Raw genomic sequence first — 16,018 nt, 5'->3', positions numbered from 1 at the left:
TTGCATTTCATTTCCGGACGAGCGTTGATTCGTGAGTACTCTTGTGGAAGCGCCGCAGCCGCTGGATGCCGAATACTTTCGCATCCGGCTGCTGGCGTGGTTTGATCAATATGGTCGCACTCATCTGCCGTGGCAGCAGGATAGAAGCCCCTATCGCGTCTGGGTGTCGGAGATCATGCTGCAGCAGACGCAGGTGGCGACCGTCATCGGTTATTTCGAGCGCTTCATGCAGCGCTTTCCGGATGTCGAGGCGCTGGCAGCGGCTGAGCAGGACGAGGTGCTTCATCTCTGGACGGGGCTTGGGTATTACGCTCGTGCTCGGAATCTTCATCGGGCAGCCCAATGCGTGGTGCATGAGCATGGCGGCCGGTTTCCGGTCGAAAGCGTTGAGGCATTGAGTGCATTGCCGGGCATCGGTCGCTCAACGGCTGGAGCCATCATTGCCCAGGCCACCGACGAGCGTGCGCCGATTCTGGATGGTAACGTCAAACGGGTATTGACGCGGCTGCACGGCGTTACGGGCTGGCCCGGTCGGCCCGAGGTCGAGCGCCGGCTCTGGGCGCTGGCGGAGCACTATACGCCGCACTGGCGCTGCGCTGACTTTACCCAGGCCATGATGGACATGGGCGCCACGCTTTGCACGCGTCGACGTCCCAGCTGTCTGTTGTGCCCCTTCGAGGCGGATTGCGTTGCCCATGCCCGAGGGGAGGAGCAGCGCTTTCCCGAATCAAGGCCCAAAAAGGAAAAGCCCGTTCGTCAGACGATCATGCTCATGCTGTGTGATGCAGATGGTCGCGTGCTGCTCGAACAGCGTCCTTCAAGCGGTCTCTGGGGTGGTCTGTGGGGGTTGCCGCAGTTTGATGACCAGAAGGCGCTTGAAGCGTGGCTGTTGGACGAAGAGCCGGGCAGTGAGGTGGAGGGGCAATGGCAGTGCTTTACGCACGTCTTTACGCATTTTCGACTCGAAATCACGCCGGTCAGGGCGCATCTTCACAGGCGCGGTGACGACGGCGCCCTGGCCGGTCGGCGATGGTATGATCCGGACCAGCCTGACAGCATCGGACTGGCGGCACCGGTCAAGGCGCTGCTTGAGTCCCTGTCATCATCTACGCTCCTGTAGGCACGCATCGAATAAAGGGTATTGCAATGACTCGTACGGTATTTTGCCGCAAATATCAGCAGGATATGGAAGGGCTGCAGATGCCGCCCCTGCCCGGCGCCAAAGGACAGGACATCTACGATAATATCTCCAGACAGGCCTGGGAGGAGTGGCAGGCGCTGCAGACCCGCCTGATCAATGAAAAGCGGCTCAACATGCTCGACCCTGATACGCGAAACTATCTGATGGCGCAGATGACGCGCTTTTTCAACAATGAAGAGACCGATAGTGCCGAAGGCTATGTGCCACCGTCCCAATAATTTTTTGAAATAATTCGATATTGGGTATTGACCCGGGAAGAGGTTTTCGATTTAATACGCAGCCGTTGGCAGCGGCCAGATAGCTCAGTCGGTAGAGCAGGGGATTGAAAATCCCCGTGTCGGCGGTTCGATTCCGTCTCTGGCCACCATCTGCTGGGGTATAGCCAAGTGGTAAGGCACCGGTTTTTGGTATCGGCATTCCCAGGTTCGAGTCCTGGTACCCCAGCCACTTCAGTGTTCAACGATGCTGAACGTGCCGGCTTAGCTCAGTTGGTAGAGCAACTGACTTGTAATCAGTAGGTCGAGGGTTCGACTCCTTCAGCCGGCACCATTTCGAATTGCACGCAGGCAATATCGAAAGAATAAACCGCCTTACGGCGGTTTTTTTGTGCCTCTCTGTCAGCCGCCGAATACTCATGCCACCTTGCTGCAGCCCTCCTGCTGTCTCAGACAGAGAAGCATCTGCTGTCTTCCGAGCCCCTTTATTTGTTACCTCAGCAGACCACCATGTCGGCTGCAGACCCCGTGATGTGCGTTTTATACTTCCTACTAAAGGGCCACTTGACCGGGTGGGGGGATAGGTGCACTATGGACCGAGGTGGTTAACAAGGCAGTATATCGTCAGTTGTAATCGATCCTGTCGAGAGCATATGAATGGCTATCTTGTTCCTGCCCGCTGGGGGCTAACCATCATTAATTTATTGCACAGGTATCAAAAGCATGGCAACTGGCACTGTTAAGTGGTTCAACGACAGCAAGGGTTTCGGTTTCATCTCTCCTGATGATGGTGGCGACGATCTGTTCGCACACTTCTCCGAAATTCAGGCAGAAGGTTTCAAATCGCTGCAGGAAGGCCAGAAGGTCTCCTTCAACGTCACTCAGGGCAAGAAAGGTCTGCAGGCCTCGGCCATTCGCCCCGAGTAATCCGGTAGATTAAATTCTGCTGTAAAGGGAGCTGCCATCGGCAGCTCCCTTTTTGTTTTTAAGTTGATCCTTCGCTTTTGTTTACCCTTCATGCATCAGTAGACCAGATGCGCGCCATATCCCCACAGCAGCACGGCAATGGCAAGCAGCACCTCGAGTACGAGTACGCCAATACCCAGTGTCGAGCTGGATACGATGAACCCTTCTTTACTGTCAATGTCCAGAAAGCCCGGAATGCCCAGATAGAGCAGATATCCCGTATAGCAAAGCCCTGCAATACCCGCCAGAACGCACAGCCACAATAGTGGGTAAAGGGCGACAAGCCCCGCCAGAAACATCGGTGTTGCCACATATCCTGCAAAAACGATGCAGTGATTCAGGTTTGGATGAGAGGGATAGCGCTGCGCCATGCGATGGATGACAAGCCCCATCAGGGCAATGGCTCCCAGAATGGCCAGATAGAAGATGATGGCCAGCTGCAGAGCGCTGATGACCGACAGGGTGACTACAGTAGAACGACCGAAATCCCAGCCCGTGGTGGTGGTGCCGATGAAGGCACTGACGACAGGGACAGCAGCCAGCAGTAAAACGTGGCTGGCATACATGTGTGTTGCGCTTTCATGCTCTCCCTTGATGTGCTTCCACTCTCGGTGAGGGTGAGCCATCAGGCCCCAGACATGATGAATCATGATGCGCTCCCAGGACCCTTTATGGTCCAGACCGTGTTGATATCGCAGGCGAGCGGGCCACATGTCATACAGCTGACCGCAGGATGGCGACGCTCTCATCAATACTATAGCCATGAGCTTCTGATCGATGAGTCTGCAGAAGGTATCCATTGGTCGATAAAGAGATGGATACAGGCAGAGAGCTCCCTTTTCAGCCAGGCTTGACCCAACGAGTGTCATGCCCTTGCGAACAAGGCAGAGGGAGTGTCCGGATGCTGACCTTCAGGGGATGAAAGTGATCTATTTTTTGAGCAATCTGTGGAGCTGGATACAGGAAAACGCCACGGTGTTCAGTGGCCTGACCAGCGTTGGCATGCTGGTGATATGGGGTGTCTATCTGCAGCTGCTTTTACATAACTTTCGCATGCAGCGGCGTCCCCAGATCATCATCAACCACGGCTATGGGCGTGGTATCGATTCGCGCTGTATCGTCAGCAACATGAGTCAGTCGGCAGTATTCGTCGACAGCATTATCGTCAAGCTTGAAACCAGTGATGGGCAGTATGTGACTGACGTTACCGACACCGTCGACAAGCAGGGCGAGGGCGGCAATGAGGTAGACGCGAAGGAGTTACGTCAGGTCACACGACAGGGGCCGCTTGGGTCAGGGGAGTACATGAATGCGGGTACTTTCAGAACGCTGCTGCAGAAGGTAGCCAGTGAACATGGTATCAGTGTGGACGAAAGCTGCCGGCCGACCGGTGAGGCAGGGTTCAGTAACGTCGAAATTCGCCTGATCATGATTTTCGGGGCAGAAACAAGTCCGATCGGCGCCAGTCGGCGCTTCAATATGAAATACGATGACGACAAAAAACTGAGTCTTGTGCCTGAGACAATCGGCACTCAGCAGCTGGGCAAGCGCCGTCAACGCTTGAAGGTGCGCCGGTGGCAGCGTGACCTTCGTATGCCATTGAATTCAGCTGGTGGCAATGAGCGGTAACCGCACGCGACATGGCAATCTACTGATTGCCATGTCATATCCTGTGCACTAGACGTCGAACAGAGCGCCCCACTGACGATCGGTTTCGCGATCCTTGAACTTGGTCAGTCCGGCCGTGGGTGTAAAGGTCATTTCGCCAAAATAGATGGCGTCACCCACGAGATAAAAATCCACGCGTACGTAGGAGAATCCGTTGGCAAGCTTGAGTGCCAGATCAAGAGCTTCGTCAAGCTGCTGCGGGCGAGGCATGGCTTGCCCGGTGCTGACCTCGGGTCGACGAATTTCAACCAGTTCCCAGTCCTGATTATAAAAATCGACCTTGTAGTTGGTAAAACGGTCGTGGGTTACCTCAATAAAAACAACCGGGTCTTCGCCTTCACGCTGGAAACAGTGGAATTTGAAGTCCTTGGGAATGTTGCCGAGATCATCCAGAAGCAGCTTTTCAAAGATCAGGCGCGGCTTGATCTCGCGATAGTGCGCTTCGCGGCATGTATCGTAGAAGTCCTGACCCAGCCAGTGCCGCCCTAGATTGTAGATCTGGGGGAACGGATGATCGACCTTGTCGCGCACCAGCAGGTTGTAACCAAAGCCGTGATTGGCCTTCATGACGAAGCTTTCCGGCAGCGCGGCATAGGTCGCCGGCGTAGGCTCGGACTCTATGGCATAGCAGGGGACCAGATACTGTTCACCAATGGTGTGTGCCACATAATCACGTGCCGCAATCTTGTCGCTCAGCACGGAATAGATGGGCTGAGGATTGATTTTGCGATGACAGATTTTTTCATTGAACGTGCGCGGATTTTTCAGATCCGGGAATTCACCGAATACCCGTCGATAGCGAAGCGCCGTATGCCACTTGTCAGGAAGGACACTCATGATGCTGCGACGCGCCAGACGCAAGTATTCACCGATGTGGTCCTTCTTCTCCACATCGACAGCCCCGCTGTCCTGCTTCTTCATTTGAGGCTCCGAATCAGCCGTCAGCGAGTCGGCAAACAGGTTTTTTACGGCCCTGGGCATATGCCCTCCTTCATTCTTGGATACCCTGCGATACAGCCCTGCCTGATAATTGGCTGATGTATCGGGCAATGTCCTTGATGGCCATGAATAACCCTGCCGGTTAACGAATAAATTAAACTTCGCTGAACCGTGTATGAAGGTATCCGTATGATTTTTCAGTTTGCTCCGAAAAATCATACGGCGCCATTCATGAAAACATCATTCCGATATGCTGGCTGCAATAGCGTTATATTGGCAGCGTACTTGTTGCCGAAATGTGCCGAAGTGGTGTTGTTGATCATATTATGTAACTTTCGTTACTTTCGGCATAATCGGCGGCTGACGAGCAGGGAAAATTAAAAAACAGCTTGAATGGCTCGTATTATTAGAGCGCGTTACCTGCCATGACAGGTAGGCCGGAACGCGCAAGAGCGCCATCAGGAAACGCGAGGATAGCAGACCGGTTTCAAATACGTGGCCCTGATAATAAATCAGTATGTCATTTGAAAAATCCAAGGATTGTATCCTGGATGTATATAGAAATATTAAAATATGGCGACATAATTTGAGCCATTAAAATAATTTTTTTAAAAGGAATGCCATGTCCAGAATTTATAGTCAGGACGATAAATGTTGATTGATAAAGTGATGGGTATCAAAAAGGCCGCTGAAAAAATCAGCGGCCTTTTCAATGTTTGGTGGAGGCGGGGGGAGTTGAACCCCCGTCCGCCGGCACTCGTCCATCAGCTCTACATGCTTAGTTTCGTCTTTTGATTCAACCGCATCGGCTCCGACGAGCAGGATCCGATGCAACGGGCTCTCTAATGTTTAGCAATTGACGCGAGAACAAAATCAATCGCGATCCTGTCAGCTTTAGCTCGTAGCCCCGTCACGATGAACAGGCACATCGCTTCGGGGTAAGAAGGTTACCAGCAGGGTTTATGCTGCCAGCGCGCCCTCTTGAGCATAGTTTTCGTCGTTTGCGACTATTTTAAAGTAACGTGGGATTTACGAGATACGTTACGCTCTCGGCATGCACCTCAGGATCTGCAACCGGCGTCGAATCCAGAACGCCCCCTGATCACCGAAGGATTGTAGCAACAATCCCCGCTGGCGCCAATCGCTTCCTGAGTAAACGGCACGTTATACCCTGCGAGTGATCAGCGGTGACGCTGACGTGTCTGCAGGCTAGCGCTGTTCACGAATGACGCGGGCCTTCTGACGATCCCAGTCACGACGCTTTTCGGTTTCCCGCTTGTCATGTTTTTGCTTGCCGACCACCAGCGCCAGTTCGCACTTGACGATATGCCCTTTCCAGTAAAGGCGCAGTGGCACGCAGGTATGCCCCTTGTCCTGGGTGCGTGAGAAGATTCTGGCGATCTCCTTTTTGTGCAGCAAAAGTTTTCTCGTCCGATCAGGCTCTGCCACGGCATGCGTGCTGGTGGTGCTCAGCGGCGTGAAATGAGAACCCATGAGCCAGGCTTCACCGCGGCGTACCAGAATGTAGGTGTCTGTCAACTGCGCCTTGCCGGCACGCAGGCTCTTGACCTCCCATCCTGACAGCGCCAGACCTGCCTCAAAGGCTTCTTCAATGTGATACTCATGGCGTGCCTTGCGGTTCTGGGCAATCAGATTGCCTGAGGGCTGATGTTTCTTCTTGCCCATCGAAATGTCATCTCCTTGACTATAAAAATCATGCAAACCATCACATGCGCGGTCTCACCTTGAAATGGGGGGAGGCGTGATATCATTCAAGCATGTGTGAATAAACGTCAACCATGGTACGCTCTGAGCGTGCCTGCGTCATGGGAGAAGGGCATGCCCACCGTTGATCGCTCCGCGATGGTGCGCCACACCGATCAGCAAATGTTTGATCTGGTCAATGATTTTGAGCGCTATCCCGAGTTTTTACCCAACTGCCGCAATGCAAGGACGGTGGAAAGAAGAGAGAGCCACCTGATAGGTGAACTGACGCTGGGCAAGGGAGGGATTGAGCAGACCTTTCGTACCCGCAACGAGCTGACACCCTTTGATCGTGTCGACCTGTCGCTGGCCAGCGGTCCCTTCAAGCGTTTTGAGGGTTACTGGAAGTTCGTGTCGCTGGATGATCGCTCCTGCAGGGTAGAGCTGCATCTGGAGTTTGAATTCTCGAGCCGTCTGTTGGGAATGGCCTTCGGGCGCCTTTTCAATCAGCTGGCAGGTCAGCTGGTCGATGCCTTTATTGAGCGCGCAGACAGGGTGTATGGACGCTGATGCAGGAGAAAGAAGGCAGTATTACCTGTGAAGTTGCCTGGGCGACGCCTGAAAGGCAATATCTTGAAACCGTCGCTGTGCCTCAGGGAACGACGGTTCTGGCTGCGCTGGAAATGTCAGGATTGTGTTGCCGGATCAACGAGCTTGCAGATATCCCGATCGAGTTGCTGCAGCTGGGCATTTTTGGCGAGCATATCAAGGCACCGGAAGATCGAATCGTGCGGCAGGGGGATCGCATCGAGATTTACCGACCGCTTCAGATCGATCCCAAACAGGCTCGCCGGGCCAGAGCCCGACGATAGACCTGAAAGGAAAATGCTGCGATGGCTTACAGCGTGGGGTCAGCGGAGCCGCCCTCAGGATTGGAGGTGGGGGTGCCCACCGGCGAGATGTTTTCTCCCGGACCCGCAGCGGCGGCAGAGGCAGGCGCATCGCGCTGCTGCATTCTCGGGCTGGCGTCGATGTCACCACTGGTCTCGATGTCGGCAAGCTGATTGCCATTAAAGACAAGCGCGACCTGCTTTTCAGTGATATTGTCGTCAGCATCCTTGAGCCGATAGATATAGTTCCAGCGTGCATCGTCAAAGGCGTTGTACATCAGGGGGCTGCCCATGACCTGTACGACCTGCTGACGGCTCATGCCGGGCTGTAACTGCGACACCATGTCGGGAGTGATGAGGTTGCCCTGTGGCAGGTCGCGCTTATAGACGCACGCTGCTAACAGGCTGAACAGAAAAGAAAAAATTATAAGCTTGAGCGTTTTTTGCATTTGCCTGGGACTTTCCCTATCGTTTGCCTTGATCGATCATACCCGATACATCCAGAGACTGCGAAGAGCTACCATGGCCGATAGAAATCAGGAGTTACGCAAGGCGGGGCTCAAGGTGACCCTGCCGCGCGTAAAAATCCTTCAGATCCTCGAGGCAACCCGGGAAGAGGATCTGCACATGAGCGCAGAAGACGTCTACAAGGCGCTGCTGGATTCCGGTGAGGACGTTGGCCTGGCCACGGTCTATCGTGTGTTGACCCAGTTTGAATCTGCAGGCCTTGTGGTGCGCCATAACTTTGATGGTGGCCACGCCGTATTTGAGATGTCTCAGGAAGAGCATCACGATCACATGCTGTGTCTGGAGACCGGTGAGGTCGTCGAGTTCTTTGATCGTGACATCGAACGTCGCCAGCGTGAACTGGCCGAAGAGCGTGGCTATGAGCTGGTCGATCACGCCCTGGTACTCTATGTCCGACCCAAGGGGTCCAGCGCCACGCGTCAGGACGGCGGCAATCGTCGTTGACTGGTGCTATGCAGACCGGGGTGATCATGAAAACGCCGCGACATGTCGCGGCGTTTTAACGTCGAAAGCGAGCTGTGCCGATCAGTGAGCAGAGCGCTGGCTGACGTCCAGCATCTCCCGGGCATGGGCCAGCGTGCGCTCGGATAGATGAACGCCCCCCAGCATGCGAGCCAGTTCTCGCACGCGACCGCCCTCATCAAGCATGGCCATGGTGGTGTGGGTTGTCTGCTCATCTGCCTGTTTCTCGATATGCAGATGCTGATGTCCCTGTGCCGCCACCTGCGGCAGGTGCGTGACGCACAGGATCTGGCCGTGACTGCCCAGCTGACGTAACAGCTGTCCGACAATTTCTGCCGTGGCGCCTGAAATTCCGACGTCGACCTCGTCAAAGACCAGCGTCGGGATGGTGCTGTGCTGCGCTGCCACCACCTGGATGGCAAGGCTTACCCTGGAGAGTTCGCCGCCCGAGGCGACCCTTGTCAGAGCGCGAGCCGGCTGCCCGGGGTTAGCGCTGATCAAAAAGCTGACCCGATCCATGCCTTCCGGCTGAGCACTGTCCCGACGCGCCACTTCAACGGTGAAATTTGCCTTCTCCATGCCCAGAAAGGCCAGCTGCGACTGCACTTCTGCGCCCATGCGCTGTGCTGCCTCAACGCGCTGTTCAGAGATCCTGTGTGCCAGTTCACGCCAGGCGGTACGCGCCGTTTCCGTGGCCTCTATCAGCGTCTCCATGTCTTCTCCGCCCTTCTGCAGCGCCGAGAGCTCCTTTTGCAGACGCTGATGCAGTGCCGGCACCTCTTCGGGCATGACGTGATGCTTGCGGGCAATGCGATGGATTTCCGCCAGGCGCGATTCAACCGTCATCAGGCGATCAGGATCGAGTTCGGTATTGCTGACGTAGCGGTGCAGCTCATAGCCGGCCTCCTGCAGCTGAATGCAGGCATCATTCAGCATGTTCAGGATATTGATCAGCGCGCCGCTGTCGCTGCCGGGGAGCTGCTCAAGCCGTTGTCTTGCCTGAGTCAGTCGAGTCAGCGCGCCGCTTTCCTCGTCATCGCAGCAGTCGGCGGCAAACTGTGCCTGCGTGATGAGTTCCTCGGCATTGCCCAGTCGGGTCTGTTCATCTTCCAGTGCGGCAAGTTCCTCCTCTCCCAGCGACAGACTGTCGAGCTCCTCCACCTGATAGCGCAGCAACTGGCTGCGTGCCTGCTGCTCATCGCCGTTTTCACGCGCCGCTTTAAGACGACGGCTGGCCTGCTGCCATTGGCGATGGATCTGTGTGAGCTGCTCGACCTCATCGGCGTGACCGGCAAAGTCATCCAGCAAGCGCAGATGAGTCTCTTCGCGCATCAGCGTCTGATGAGCATGCTGTCCATGGATATCGATCAGGTGCTCGCTTAACGCCTTGAGATCGGCCAGCGTGGCCGGCACGCCATTGATCCAGGCCTTCGAACGGCCATTGGCCGTCACCGAGCGACGCAGCAGACATTCCGACTCGTCCAGATCACGCTCGGCAAGCCAGGCACGGGCGTCGGGCAGCTGTTCGATATCAAAACGGGCGGCCAGGTCTGCCCGGCTGGCACCATGACGAACGCTGCCGGCGTCGGCTCTTTCTCCAAGACACAGTGACAGGGTATCCAGAAGAATGGATTTGCCGGCACCGGTCTCGCCGGTGATGGCCGTCATGCCATCCCGAAAATCCAGTTCGAGATGTTCAACGATGGCGTAGTTACTGATGGATAGCTGAGACAGCATGGCCACTCCCGTTGCGTGATCGCAAATGACTGGGTTCAGTGGATAAGAAACTGACTTTATATACAGTGAGTGTGTTTTTATACAGCTGCCCTGTTCGGGCTTCAATACCCTGAACTGGTAATTTCATCGTACGCATGCCTTGAGATTGATGTCTGGATGCCCCATCTGGGTAAACAGTTTTCAGCATTAATGTCGCTCTACAGAATGACGCTCTGACAGCCGGTGGCGACCTGACCGCGCCAAGCAGCGCCATGATCTGAAGCCGACACAGCGACTCAGGAGTGGGGTATGACCGACAAGCCGCATAATCCAAAGGATGAAGAGCTCGAGCGCGCCGAGCATGATGCCGAACCGCAACCGGTTGACGTCGAGAACACGCAAACCATCGAGGATATCGAGGGCGTGCTGCAGGACGATGACGAGGAAATGCTGAACACGAGTGATCAGGAAGCCGACGTGCTGGCCGGTCGTGTGGCAGAGCTCGAGCAGCAGCTGGCCGAGGCAAAGGATCAGCAGGTCCGGGCCGCGGCCGAGGCGCAGAACGCCCGTCGTCGCGCCGAGCAGGATGCCGACAAGGCGAAAAAATTCGCTCTGGAGAAGTTCGTCAAGGAACTTCTGCCGGTCGTGGACAGCCTTGAGAAGGGGCTCGAGAGCATGAGCGAAGACGTCAGTGACACCCATCGCGAAGGCGTGTCGATGACGCTGAAGATGCAGCTTGATGTGCTGGGCAAGTTTGGTGTCGAGCAGATCGACCCGCACGGCGAGCCCTTTGATCCGCAATACCATGAAGCCATGACGCAGGTGGCCAATCCGGAAATGGATCCCAACACGGTCATGGACGTCATGCAGAAGGGCTACACGCTCAACGGCCGTCTGGTGCGTCCGGCGATGGTGGTGGTGAGCAAGCAGGCCTGATATCGATCAGCGGATGTTTTGTCGACAACGAGTCGTGTGGGGTCTTGAAAAGCGACGTAATGCCCACACATAGGCAGACATCCACGCAGCGTTGGCTGCGCATCGAAAGCAATTTTGGTTCAGAAGAATTTTCGAGGTGACACTATGGGACGCATTATTGGTATCGACCTTGGCACAACCAACTCTTGTGTGGCTGTGCTCGATGGTGACAAGACCCGCGTAATCGAAAACGCAGAAGGCGCACGTACCACGCCTTCAATCATCGGCTATACCGATGATGGCGAAACACTGGTCGGTCAGGCGGCCAAGCGCCAGGCCGTCACCAACCCGAACAACACCCTGTATGCGGTCAAGCGTCTGATCGGCCGTAAATTCAAGGATGACGTTGTTCAAAAGGACATCAAGATGGTGCCCTACAGCATCATCGAAGCCGACAACGGCGATGCCTGGGTTCAGGTCAACGACAAGAAGATGGCGCCGCCGCAGGTCAGCGCTGAAGTTCTGAAAAAGATGAAAAAGACCGCCGAGGACTATCTCGGTGAAGAAGTCACCGAAGCGGTCATCACCGTACCGGCTTACTTCAACGATTCCCAGCGTCAGGCCACCAAGGATGCCGGGCGCATCGCCGGGCTCGAAGTCAAGCGCATCATCAACGAGCCGACGGCGGCCGCGCTGGCCTACGGCATGGACAGCAAGGGCAGCGATCGCACCATCGCGGTCTATGACCTGGGCGGCGGTACCTTCGATATCTCCATCATCGAAGTGGCCGATGTCGACGGTGAAAAGCAGTTCGAAGTACTGGCTACCAATGGTGACACCTTCCTGGGTGGTGAAGACTTTGACCTGAAGCTGATCGACTATCTTGTTCAACAGTTTCAGAACGATTCCGGTATCGATCTGTCCGGCGATTCGCTCGCCATGCAGCGTCTCAAGGAAGCGGCCGAGAAGGCCAAGATCGAGCTGTCCTCTGCTCAGCAGACCGAAGTCAACCTGCCCTATATCACGGCAGACCAGACCGGTCCGAAGCACATGGCCGTCAAGGTCACTCGCGCCAAGCTCGAATCGCTGGTGGAAGATCTGGTCCAGCGCTCGCTCGGCCCGTGCAAGACTGCCATGCAGGATGCCGGTCTCTCCAACAGCGAGATTCACGATGTGATTCTGGTCGGCGGTCAGACGCGCATGCCGCTGGTACAGCAAAAGGTTGCCGAGTTCTTTGGCAAGGACGCTCGCAAGGACGTCAATCCCGATGAGGCTGTTGCCATGGGTGCTGCGCTTCAGGGCGGCGTACTGGGTGGCGACGTCAAGGACGTGCTGCTGCTGGACGTCACGCCGCTGACGCTGGGCATCGAAACGATGGGGGGGGTCATGACGCCTCTGATCGAGAAGAACACCACGATCCCGACCAAGAAGACGCAGACCTTCTCCACGGCCGAGGATAACCAGACCGCAGTGACCATCCATGCGCTGCAGGGTGAGCGCAAGCAGGCGTCGCAGAACAAGTCGCTGGGTCGCTTTGATCTGGCTGACATTCCGCCGGCACCGCGCGGCGTGCCGCAGATCGAGGTGGCCTTCGATCTCGACGCCAACGGTATCCTGAACATTACCGCGAAGGACAAGGCGACCGGCAAGGAACAGTCGATCGTGATCAAATCCTCCGGCGGTCTCTCCGACGAAGAGATCGATCAGATGGTTCAGGACGCTGAAGCCCACGAGGCCGAGGACAAGAAGTTCGAGGAGCTCGTGCAGCTGCGCAACCAAGCCGACGGCATGATCCACGCCTCGCGCAAGACGCTGGAAGAAGCCGGCGACAAGGCGTCCGATGAAGATCGTCAGAACATCGAAAGCGCCATCTCCGAGCTGGAAGAAGCGCTCAAGACCGATGATCAGGAACAGATTCAGCCGAAGCTTGATGCGCTGACCGAAGCGTCCGGCAACCTGGCGCAGAAGATGTACGCCGAGCAGGGCGATCAGGCTCAGGGCGAGCAGCCGGAAGGCAGTCAGAAGAGCGGTGATGATGTGGTCGATGCGGACTACGAAGAAGTCAACGACGACCAGAAAAAGCAGTAAGGCCTTTCACGGCTGAGCTGTCCAACGCGGGGGCCTTGCTCCCGCGTTGTTTTTGCAGGTGTCAGACTTCGGAGGATCCGTTACACCATGTCCAAGCGTGACTACTATGAGGTCCTCGGCGTCGAACGCGGCGCTGACGACCGCGAAATCAAGAAGGCCTATCGCCGACTGGCGCAGAAGTACCATCCCGACCGCAACCCGGATGATGATACGGCTGCCGAAAAATTCCGCGAGGTCTCTGACGCCTACGAAGTGCTGGCCGACAGCGACAAGCGGGCGGCCTATGACCAGTTCGGTCATGCCGGCGTAGACGGTCAGGGCGGCGGTTTCGGCGGTGGCGGCTTTGGCGGTGCCGGTGGCGCGGGCGGCTTCAGCGATATCTTCGGTGACGTCTTCGGCGATATCTTCGGGGGTGCCGGCGGACGTCGCGGGCCGGGCGGTGCCGCCCGTGGCAGCGATCTGCGCTATAACCTCGAGATCGATCTCGAGGAGGCTGTGGCCGGCACCACTGTCGATATCCGCGTGCCGCGTCTGGTCGAGTGCGATCGCTGCCACGGCGACTGCGCCGAACCCGGGACCAGCAAGCGTACCTGCTCGACCTGTAATGGAATGGGGCAGGTTCGTATGCAGCAGGGCTTCTTTGCCGTGCAGCAGCCCTGCCCGACCTGTCATGGTCAGGGGCAGAGCGTCGACACACCGTGCCGCAAGTGCCAGGGCGAAGGACGCGTTCAGGAAACGCGCACCCTGTCGGTCAAGATTCCGGCCGGTGTCGATACCGGTGATCGCATTCGCCTCAATGGTGAAGGGGAAGCCGGCGTCAACGGCGGCCCGGCAGGCGATCTGTACGTGCAGGTGGCCATCAAGGCGCATGACATCTTCGAGCGCGACGGACGTGATCTTTACTGCGAAGTTCCGATCAACTTTGTGGATGCCACGCTCGGCGGCGAGCTGGAAGTACCGACACTGGAAGGTCGCGTCAAGCTGCGTATTCCGCCCGAGACCCAGACCGGCAAGCTCTTCCGCCTGCGCGGCAAGGGCGTCAAGCCGGTTCGCGGCGGCGCACCGGGCGATCTGATGTGCAAGGTGGTACTGGAAACGCCGGTCAATCTCGATGAAGAGCAAAAGCAGCTGCTGCGTCAGTTCCAGGAAAGTCTGGACGGCACGGATACGCGCCATTCGCCACGTAAAAGCCGCTGGTTCGACGGCGTGAAAAAGTTTTTCGATGACATGCGCCCGTAGGCGCGCCTGAGTCGATACCAGAACCCTGCCGATCCGATCGGCAGGGTTTTTTGATGCCCGTCTGCAGAGCAGGCGTCTCGAATTGTGATCAGCTACGCTTGCATCAGGTTTTCAACACAGGGAGAGCATCATGGCAGTCATGTATGAAACCACCGTCAATGTTTCCGGCGGCCGCAAGGGACATGCCAGAAGCGATGATGGCATTCTTGATGTCGATCTTGCCATGCCGGGCAGCGGCGCGGACGCGACCAATCCCGAGCAGCTCTTTGCCGCCGGCTATGCCGCCTGCTTTGCCAGCGCGGCCATGGGCGTGGCGCGTCAGCAGGGTCACAAGCTTGATGATATTCCGGTGGCCGCTCATGTGGCGCTGGATTCGGAAAACCATGATTACAATCTGGTGGTCAAATTGACGGCGAAAGTGGACCTGCCTCAGGAAGAAGCGGAAAAACTGATTGCCCAGGCCCATGAAATGTGCCCGTACTCCAAGGCCACGCGCGGCAACATTCAGGTCGATATTGAAGTGAAGGGGCAATAACCCGCAAAGATGCCTCGTAAAAAACGCCCCGCAGCTTTGATAGACTGCGGGGCGTTTTTTTATGGAGAGCACGAGCTCATGTCGATAAAGGCAAAGCCGGCCGCGGGCCGGTCAAACAGGGGGCAGTGTCTGGCAGCGCTGCTGTGTCTGCTGGCACTGAGTGGCTGCGCCGGTCACCAGCTGTCCGATACGCCGGGCGCCACCTCGTCGGGAGAGGCGTCCTGGTACAGCGATCGACATCAGGGCGCGCGTACCGCCAGCGGTGAGCGATACAACAAGAATGCCATGACAGCTGCTCATCGAACGCTTGCCTTCGGCACCCGGGTGAGGGTCACCAATCTGAACAATCAGCGCCAGGCGGTGGTACGCATCAACGATCGCGGCCCTTTCTCCGGAGGTCGTATCATCGATCTGTCCCGCGCAGCGGCTGACCGTATCGGCATGATCCGTAGCGGCGTGGCACCGGTCAGGGTCGAGGTGCTGAAGTAGCTTGAACGCTCGGCGTACCTCTCGACCTGATAGACATCGCGCAGAAGCTCGGAAGTGACCACGATGCGTGTTCATGCCTTCATGAACCCTGTGAATTTCAGAGTTGCTGAAGAAAAATGGCCCCGGCTGCAGGGGCAGACGGGGCCATCGATAGGGTGATGAGAGAACTTGTGCTACTGCGGCTAGCCCGCGTCGGAGGTCTCCTCCCAGTCCCTGACCACACCTGACATGGTCTTCAATCGCGCGACGGCCTGCCTTGAAACGGGATCGAGTTCGCTGCCGTCCTGGTCAGCATAGTCGATGATCTGGCGTTTCATGTCGCGGGCCCAGAACTTCTTGAGATGGCCGGCAATCTGTTCGGCGGCCGCCTCATCGCTGTCATGATGGCGATTGTTGGCGCTGATCTGGTTGACCATTTTGATCAGCGGTGTAATGGGATCGTTCATGTCAATTCCGCTCTCCA

At 56.7% G+C, this 16,018-nt stretch carries 18 protein-coding genes, 3 tRNA genes and 1 other RNA gene; 15 read left to right on the top strand and 7 right to left on the bottom strand.

Features of this window, described 5'->3' with window-relative positions:
* Positions 1–31 precede the first annotated feature (31 nt).
* The 6 genes from mutY (at position 32) to BM079_RS15975 (ending at position 2,343) form a co-directional block, all read left to right on the top strand.
* Positions 32–1,120, top strand: coding sequence for an A/G-specific adenine glycosylase (gene mutY, locus BM079_RS16000; RefSeq protein ID WP_090136116.1), 1,089 nt, complete (start codon positions 32–34; stop codon positions 1,118–1,120).
* Positions 1,121–1,146: 26 nt separating this feature from the next.
* Positions 1,147–1,419, top strand: coding sequence for an oxidative damage protection protein (locus BM079_RS15995; RefSeq protein WP_090136114.1), 273 nt, complete (start codon positions 1,147–1,149; stop codon positions 1,417–1,419).
* A gap of 73 nt (positions 1,420–1,492) precedes the next feature.
* Positions 1,493–1,568, top strand: a tRNA-Phe gene (locus tag BM079_RS15990).
* Between the two features lie 5 nt (positions 1,569–1,573).
* A tRNA-Gln gene (locus BM079_RS15985) sits at positions 1,574–1,648 on the top strand.
* 26 nt (positions 1,649–1,674) lie between these two features.
* Positions 1,675–1,750, top strand: a tRNA-Thr gene (locus tag BM079_RS15980).
* Positions 1,751–2,139: 389 nt separating this feature from the next.
* Entirely contained in the window at positions 2,140–2,343 is a 204-nt protein-coding gene (locus BM079_RS15975) for a cold-shock protein (RefSeq protein ID WP_086620861.1), read from the top strand.
* Between the two features lie 95 nt (positions 2,344–2,438).
* Here BM079_RS15975 and BM079_RS15970 read toward each other — a convergent pair whose 3' ends face one another.
* Positions 2,439–3,032: a Yip1 family protein gene (locus BM079_RS15970; RefSeq protein WP_090136113.1), complete on the bottom strand. Its 594-nt coding sequence runs from the start codon at positions 3,030–3,032 to the stop codon at positions 2,439–2,441.
* 268 nt (positions 3,033–3,300) lie between these two features.
* On the opposite strand from BM079_RS15970, the gene BM079_RS15960 reads away from it, so the two are divergent.
* Positions 3,301–4,011: a hypothetical protein gene (locus BM079_RS15960; RefSeq protein ID WP_090136109.1), complete on the top strand. Its 711-nt coding sequence runs from the start codon at positions 3,301–3,303 to the stop codon at positions 4,009–4,011.
* 48 nt (positions 4,012–4,059) lie between these two features.
* Here BM079_RS15960 and BM079_RS15955 read toward each other — a convergent pair whose 3' ends face one another.
* The 3 genes from BM079_RS15955 to smpB all read right to left on the bottom strand — a co-directional run bounded on the left by BM079_RS15955 (position 4,060) and on the right by smpB (position 6,675).
* Positions 4,060–5,031: an ATP-grasp fold amidoligase family protein gene (locus BM079_RS15955; RefSeq protein WP_175489738.1), complete on the bottom strand. Its 972-nt coding sequence runs from the start codon at positions 5,029–5,031 to the stop codon at positions 4,060–4,062.
* Positions 5,032–5,706: 675 nt separating this feature from the next.
* Positions 5,707–6,088: a transfer-messenger RNA gene (gene ssrA / locus BM079_RS15950) on the bottom strand.
* Between the two features lie 110 nt (positions 6,089–6,198).
* Entirely contained in the window at positions 6,199–6,675 is a 477-nt protein-coding gene (gene smpB, locus BM079_RS15945) for an SsrA-binding protein SmpB (protein ID WP_090136105.1), read from the bottom strand.
* Positions 6,676–6,828: 153 nt separating this feature from the next.
* On the opposite strand from smpB, the gene BM079_RS15940 reads away from it, so the two are divergent.
* Both BM079_RS15940 and BM079_RS15935 read left to right on the top strand, forming a co-directional pair.
* Complete coding sequence (locus tag BM079_RS15940) at positions 6,829–7,263, top strand: type II toxin-antitoxin system RatA family toxin (RefSeq protein WP_090136103.1); 435 nt, start codon at positions 6,829–6,831, stop codon at positions 7,261–7,263.
* Entirely contained in the window at positions 7,263–7,565 is a 303-nt protein-coding gene (locus BM079_RS15935) for an RnfH family protein (protein WP_090136101.1), read from the top strand. The genes BM079_RS15940 and BM079_RS15935 overlap by 1 nt, the downstream gene beginning before the upstream one ends.
* A gap of 26 nt (positions 7,566–7,591) precedes the next feature.
* Here the strand turns inward: BM079_RS15935 and BM079_RS15930 are convergent, their stop codons facing one another.
* A complete protein-coding gene (locus tag BM079_RS15930) occupies positions 7,592–8,032 on the bottom strand; it encodes an outer membrane protein assembly factor BamE (protein WP_090136099.1) in 441 nt (146 codons plus the stop codon).
* A 73-nt stretch (positions 8,033–8,105) separates the two neighbouring features.
* Here BM079_RS15930 and fur point away from each other — a divergent pair, with 73 nt between their 5' ends.
* A complete protein-coding gene (gene fur / locus BM079_RS15925; RefSeq protein WP_090136096.1) occupies positions 8,106–8,555 on the top strand; it encodes a ferric iron uptake transcriptional regulator in 450 nt (149 codons plus the stop codon).
* Positions 8,556–8,636: 81 nt separating this feature from the next.
* Here fur and recN read toward each other — a convergent pair whose 3' ends face one another.
* Positions 8,637–10,310: a DNA repair protein RecN gene (recN, locus tag BM079_RS15920; protein WP_090136094.1), complete on the bottom strand. Its 1,674-nt coding sequence runs from the start codon at positions 10,308–10,310 to the stop codon at positions 8,637–8,639.
* Between the two features lie 288 nt (positions 10,311–10,598).
* Between recN and grpE the strand changes: the two genes are divergently transcribed.
* The 5 genes from grpE to BM079_RS15895 all read left to right on the top strand — a co-directional run bounded on the left by grpE (position 10,599) and on the right by BM079_RS15895 (position 15,555).
* Complete coding sequence (gene grpE, locus BM079_RS15915) at positions 10,599–11,225, top strand: nucleotide exchange factor GrpE (RefSeq protein ID WP_090136092.1); 627 nt, start codon at positions 10,599–10,601, stop codon at positions 11,223–11,225.
* Positions 11,226–11,369: 144 nt separating this feature from the next.
* Positions 11,370–13,292, top strand: a complete 1,923-nt coding sequence (dnaK, locus tag BM079_RS15910; protein ID WP_090136090.1) for a molecular chaperone DnaK — start codon at positions 11,370–11,372, stop codon at positions 13,290–13,292.
* A gap of 87 nt (positions 13,293–13,379) precedes the next feature.
* On the top strand, positions 13,380–14,531 hold the full coding sequence (gene dnaJ, locus BM079_RS15905; RefSeq protein ID WP_090136088.1) for a molecular chaperone DnaJ: 1,152 nt from the start codon (positions 13,380–13,382) through the stop codon (positions 14,529–14,531).
* A gap of 130 nt (positions 14,532–14,661) precedes the next feature.
* Positions 14,662–15,066 carry an Ohr family peroxiredoxin gene (locus BM079_RS15900; protein ID WP_090136086.1) on the top strand — a complete coding sequence of 135 codons (405 nt, stop codon included), beginning with the start codon at positions 14,662–14,664 and terminating at the stop codon, positions 15,064–15,066.
* Positions 15,067–15,144: 78 nt separating this feature from the next.
* Entirely contained in the window at positions 15,145–15,555 is a 411-nt protein-coding gene (locus tag BM079_RS15895; RefSeq protein WP_090136084.1) for a septal ring lytic transglycosylase RlpA family protein, read from the top strand.
* A 182-nt stretch (positions 15,556–15,737) separates the two neighbouring features.
* Here BM079_RS15895 and BM079_RS15890 read toward each other — a convergent pair whose 3' ends face one another.
* Entirely contained in the window at positions 15,738–16,001 is a 264-nt protein-coding gene (locus tag BM079_RS15890; protein WP_090136082.1) for a formate dehydrogenase subunit delta, read from the bottom strand.
* Between the last annotated feature and the right edge of the window lie 17 nt (positions 16,002–16,018).

The sequence above is a fragment of the Kushneria avicenniae genome (genome assembly GCF_900112585.1).
In the GTDB taxonomy this organism is placed as follows: Bacteria; Pseudomonadota; Gammaproteobacteria; order Pseudomonadales; family Halomonadaceae; genus Kushneria; species Kushneria avicenniae.
This window is presented reverse-complemented; position numbering and strand designations above follow the sequence as displayed.

Excerpts from the sequence above, each read along its gene's own strand:
- BM079_RS15935 (WP_090136101.1), top strand. The coding sequence starts at position 7,263 with ATGCAGGAGAAAGAAGGCAGTATTACCTGTGAAGTTGCCTGGGCGACG.
- dnaK (WP_090136090.1), top strand. The coding sequence starts at position 11,370 with ATGGGACGCATTATTGGTATCGACCTTGGCACAACCAACTCTTGTGTG.
- BM079_RS15890 (WP_090136082.1), bottom strand. The coding sequence starts at position 16,001 with ATGAACGATCCCATTACACCGCTGATCAAAATGGTCAACCAGATCAGC.
- BM079_RS15995 (WP_090136114.1), top strand. The coding sequence starts at position 1,147 with ATGACTCGTACGGTATTTTGCCGCAAATATCAGCAGGATATGGAAGGG.
- BM079_RS15930 (WP_090136099.1), bottom strand. The coding sequence starts at position 8,032 with ATGCAAAAAACGCTCAAGCTTATAATTTTTTCTTTTCTGTTCAGCCTG.
- BM079_RS15940 (WP_090136103.1), top strand. The coding sequence starts at position 6,829 with ATGCCCACCGTTGATCGCTCCGCGATGGTGCGCCACACCGATCAGCAA.
- BM079_RS15960 (WP_090136109.1), top strand. The coding sequence starts at position 3,301 with ATGAAAGTGATCTATTTTTTGAGCAATCTGTGGAGCTGGATACAGGAA.
- grpE (WP_090136092.1), top strand. The coding sequence starts at position 10,599 with ATGACCGACAAGCCGCATAATCCAAAGGATGAAGAGCTCGAGCGCGCC.
- BM079_RS15900 (WP_090136086.1), top strand. The coding sequence starts at position 14,662 with ATGGCAGTCATGTATGAAACCACCGTCAATGTTTCCGGCGGCCGCAAG.
- fur (WP_090136096.1), top strand. The coding sequence starts at position 8,106 with ATGGCCGATAGAAATCAGGAGTTACGCAAGGCGGGGCTCAAGGTGACC.
- smpB (WP_090136105.1), bottom strand. The coding sequence starts at position 6,675 with ATGGGCAAGAAGAAACATCAGCCCTCAGGCAATCTGATTGCCCAGAAC.
- dnaJ (WP_090136088.1), top strand. The coding sequence starts at position 13,380 with ATGTCCAAGCGTGACTACTATGAGGTCCTCGGCGTCGAACGCGGCGCT.
- BM079_RS15975 (WP_086620861.1), top strand. The coding sequence starts at position 2,140 with ATGGCAACTGGCACTGTTAAGTGGTTCAACGACAGCAAGGGTTTCGGT.
- BM079_RS15955 (WP_175489738.1), bottom strand. The coding sequence starts at position 5,031 with ATGCCCAGGGCCGTAAAAAACCTGTTTGCCGACTCGCTGACGGCTGAT.
- recN (WP_090136094.1), bottom strand. The coding sequence starts at position 10,310 with ATGCTGTCTCAGCTATCCATCAGTAACTACGCCATCGTTGAACATCTC.
- BM079_RS15970 (WP_090136113.1), bottom strand. The coding sequence starts at position 3,032 with ATGATTCATCATGTCTGGGGCCTGATGGCTCACCCTCACCGAGAGTGG.
- BM079_RS15895 (WP_090136084.1), top strand. The coding sequence starts at position 15,145 with ATGTCGATAAAGGCAAAGCCGGCCGCGGGCCGGTCAAACAGGGGGCAG.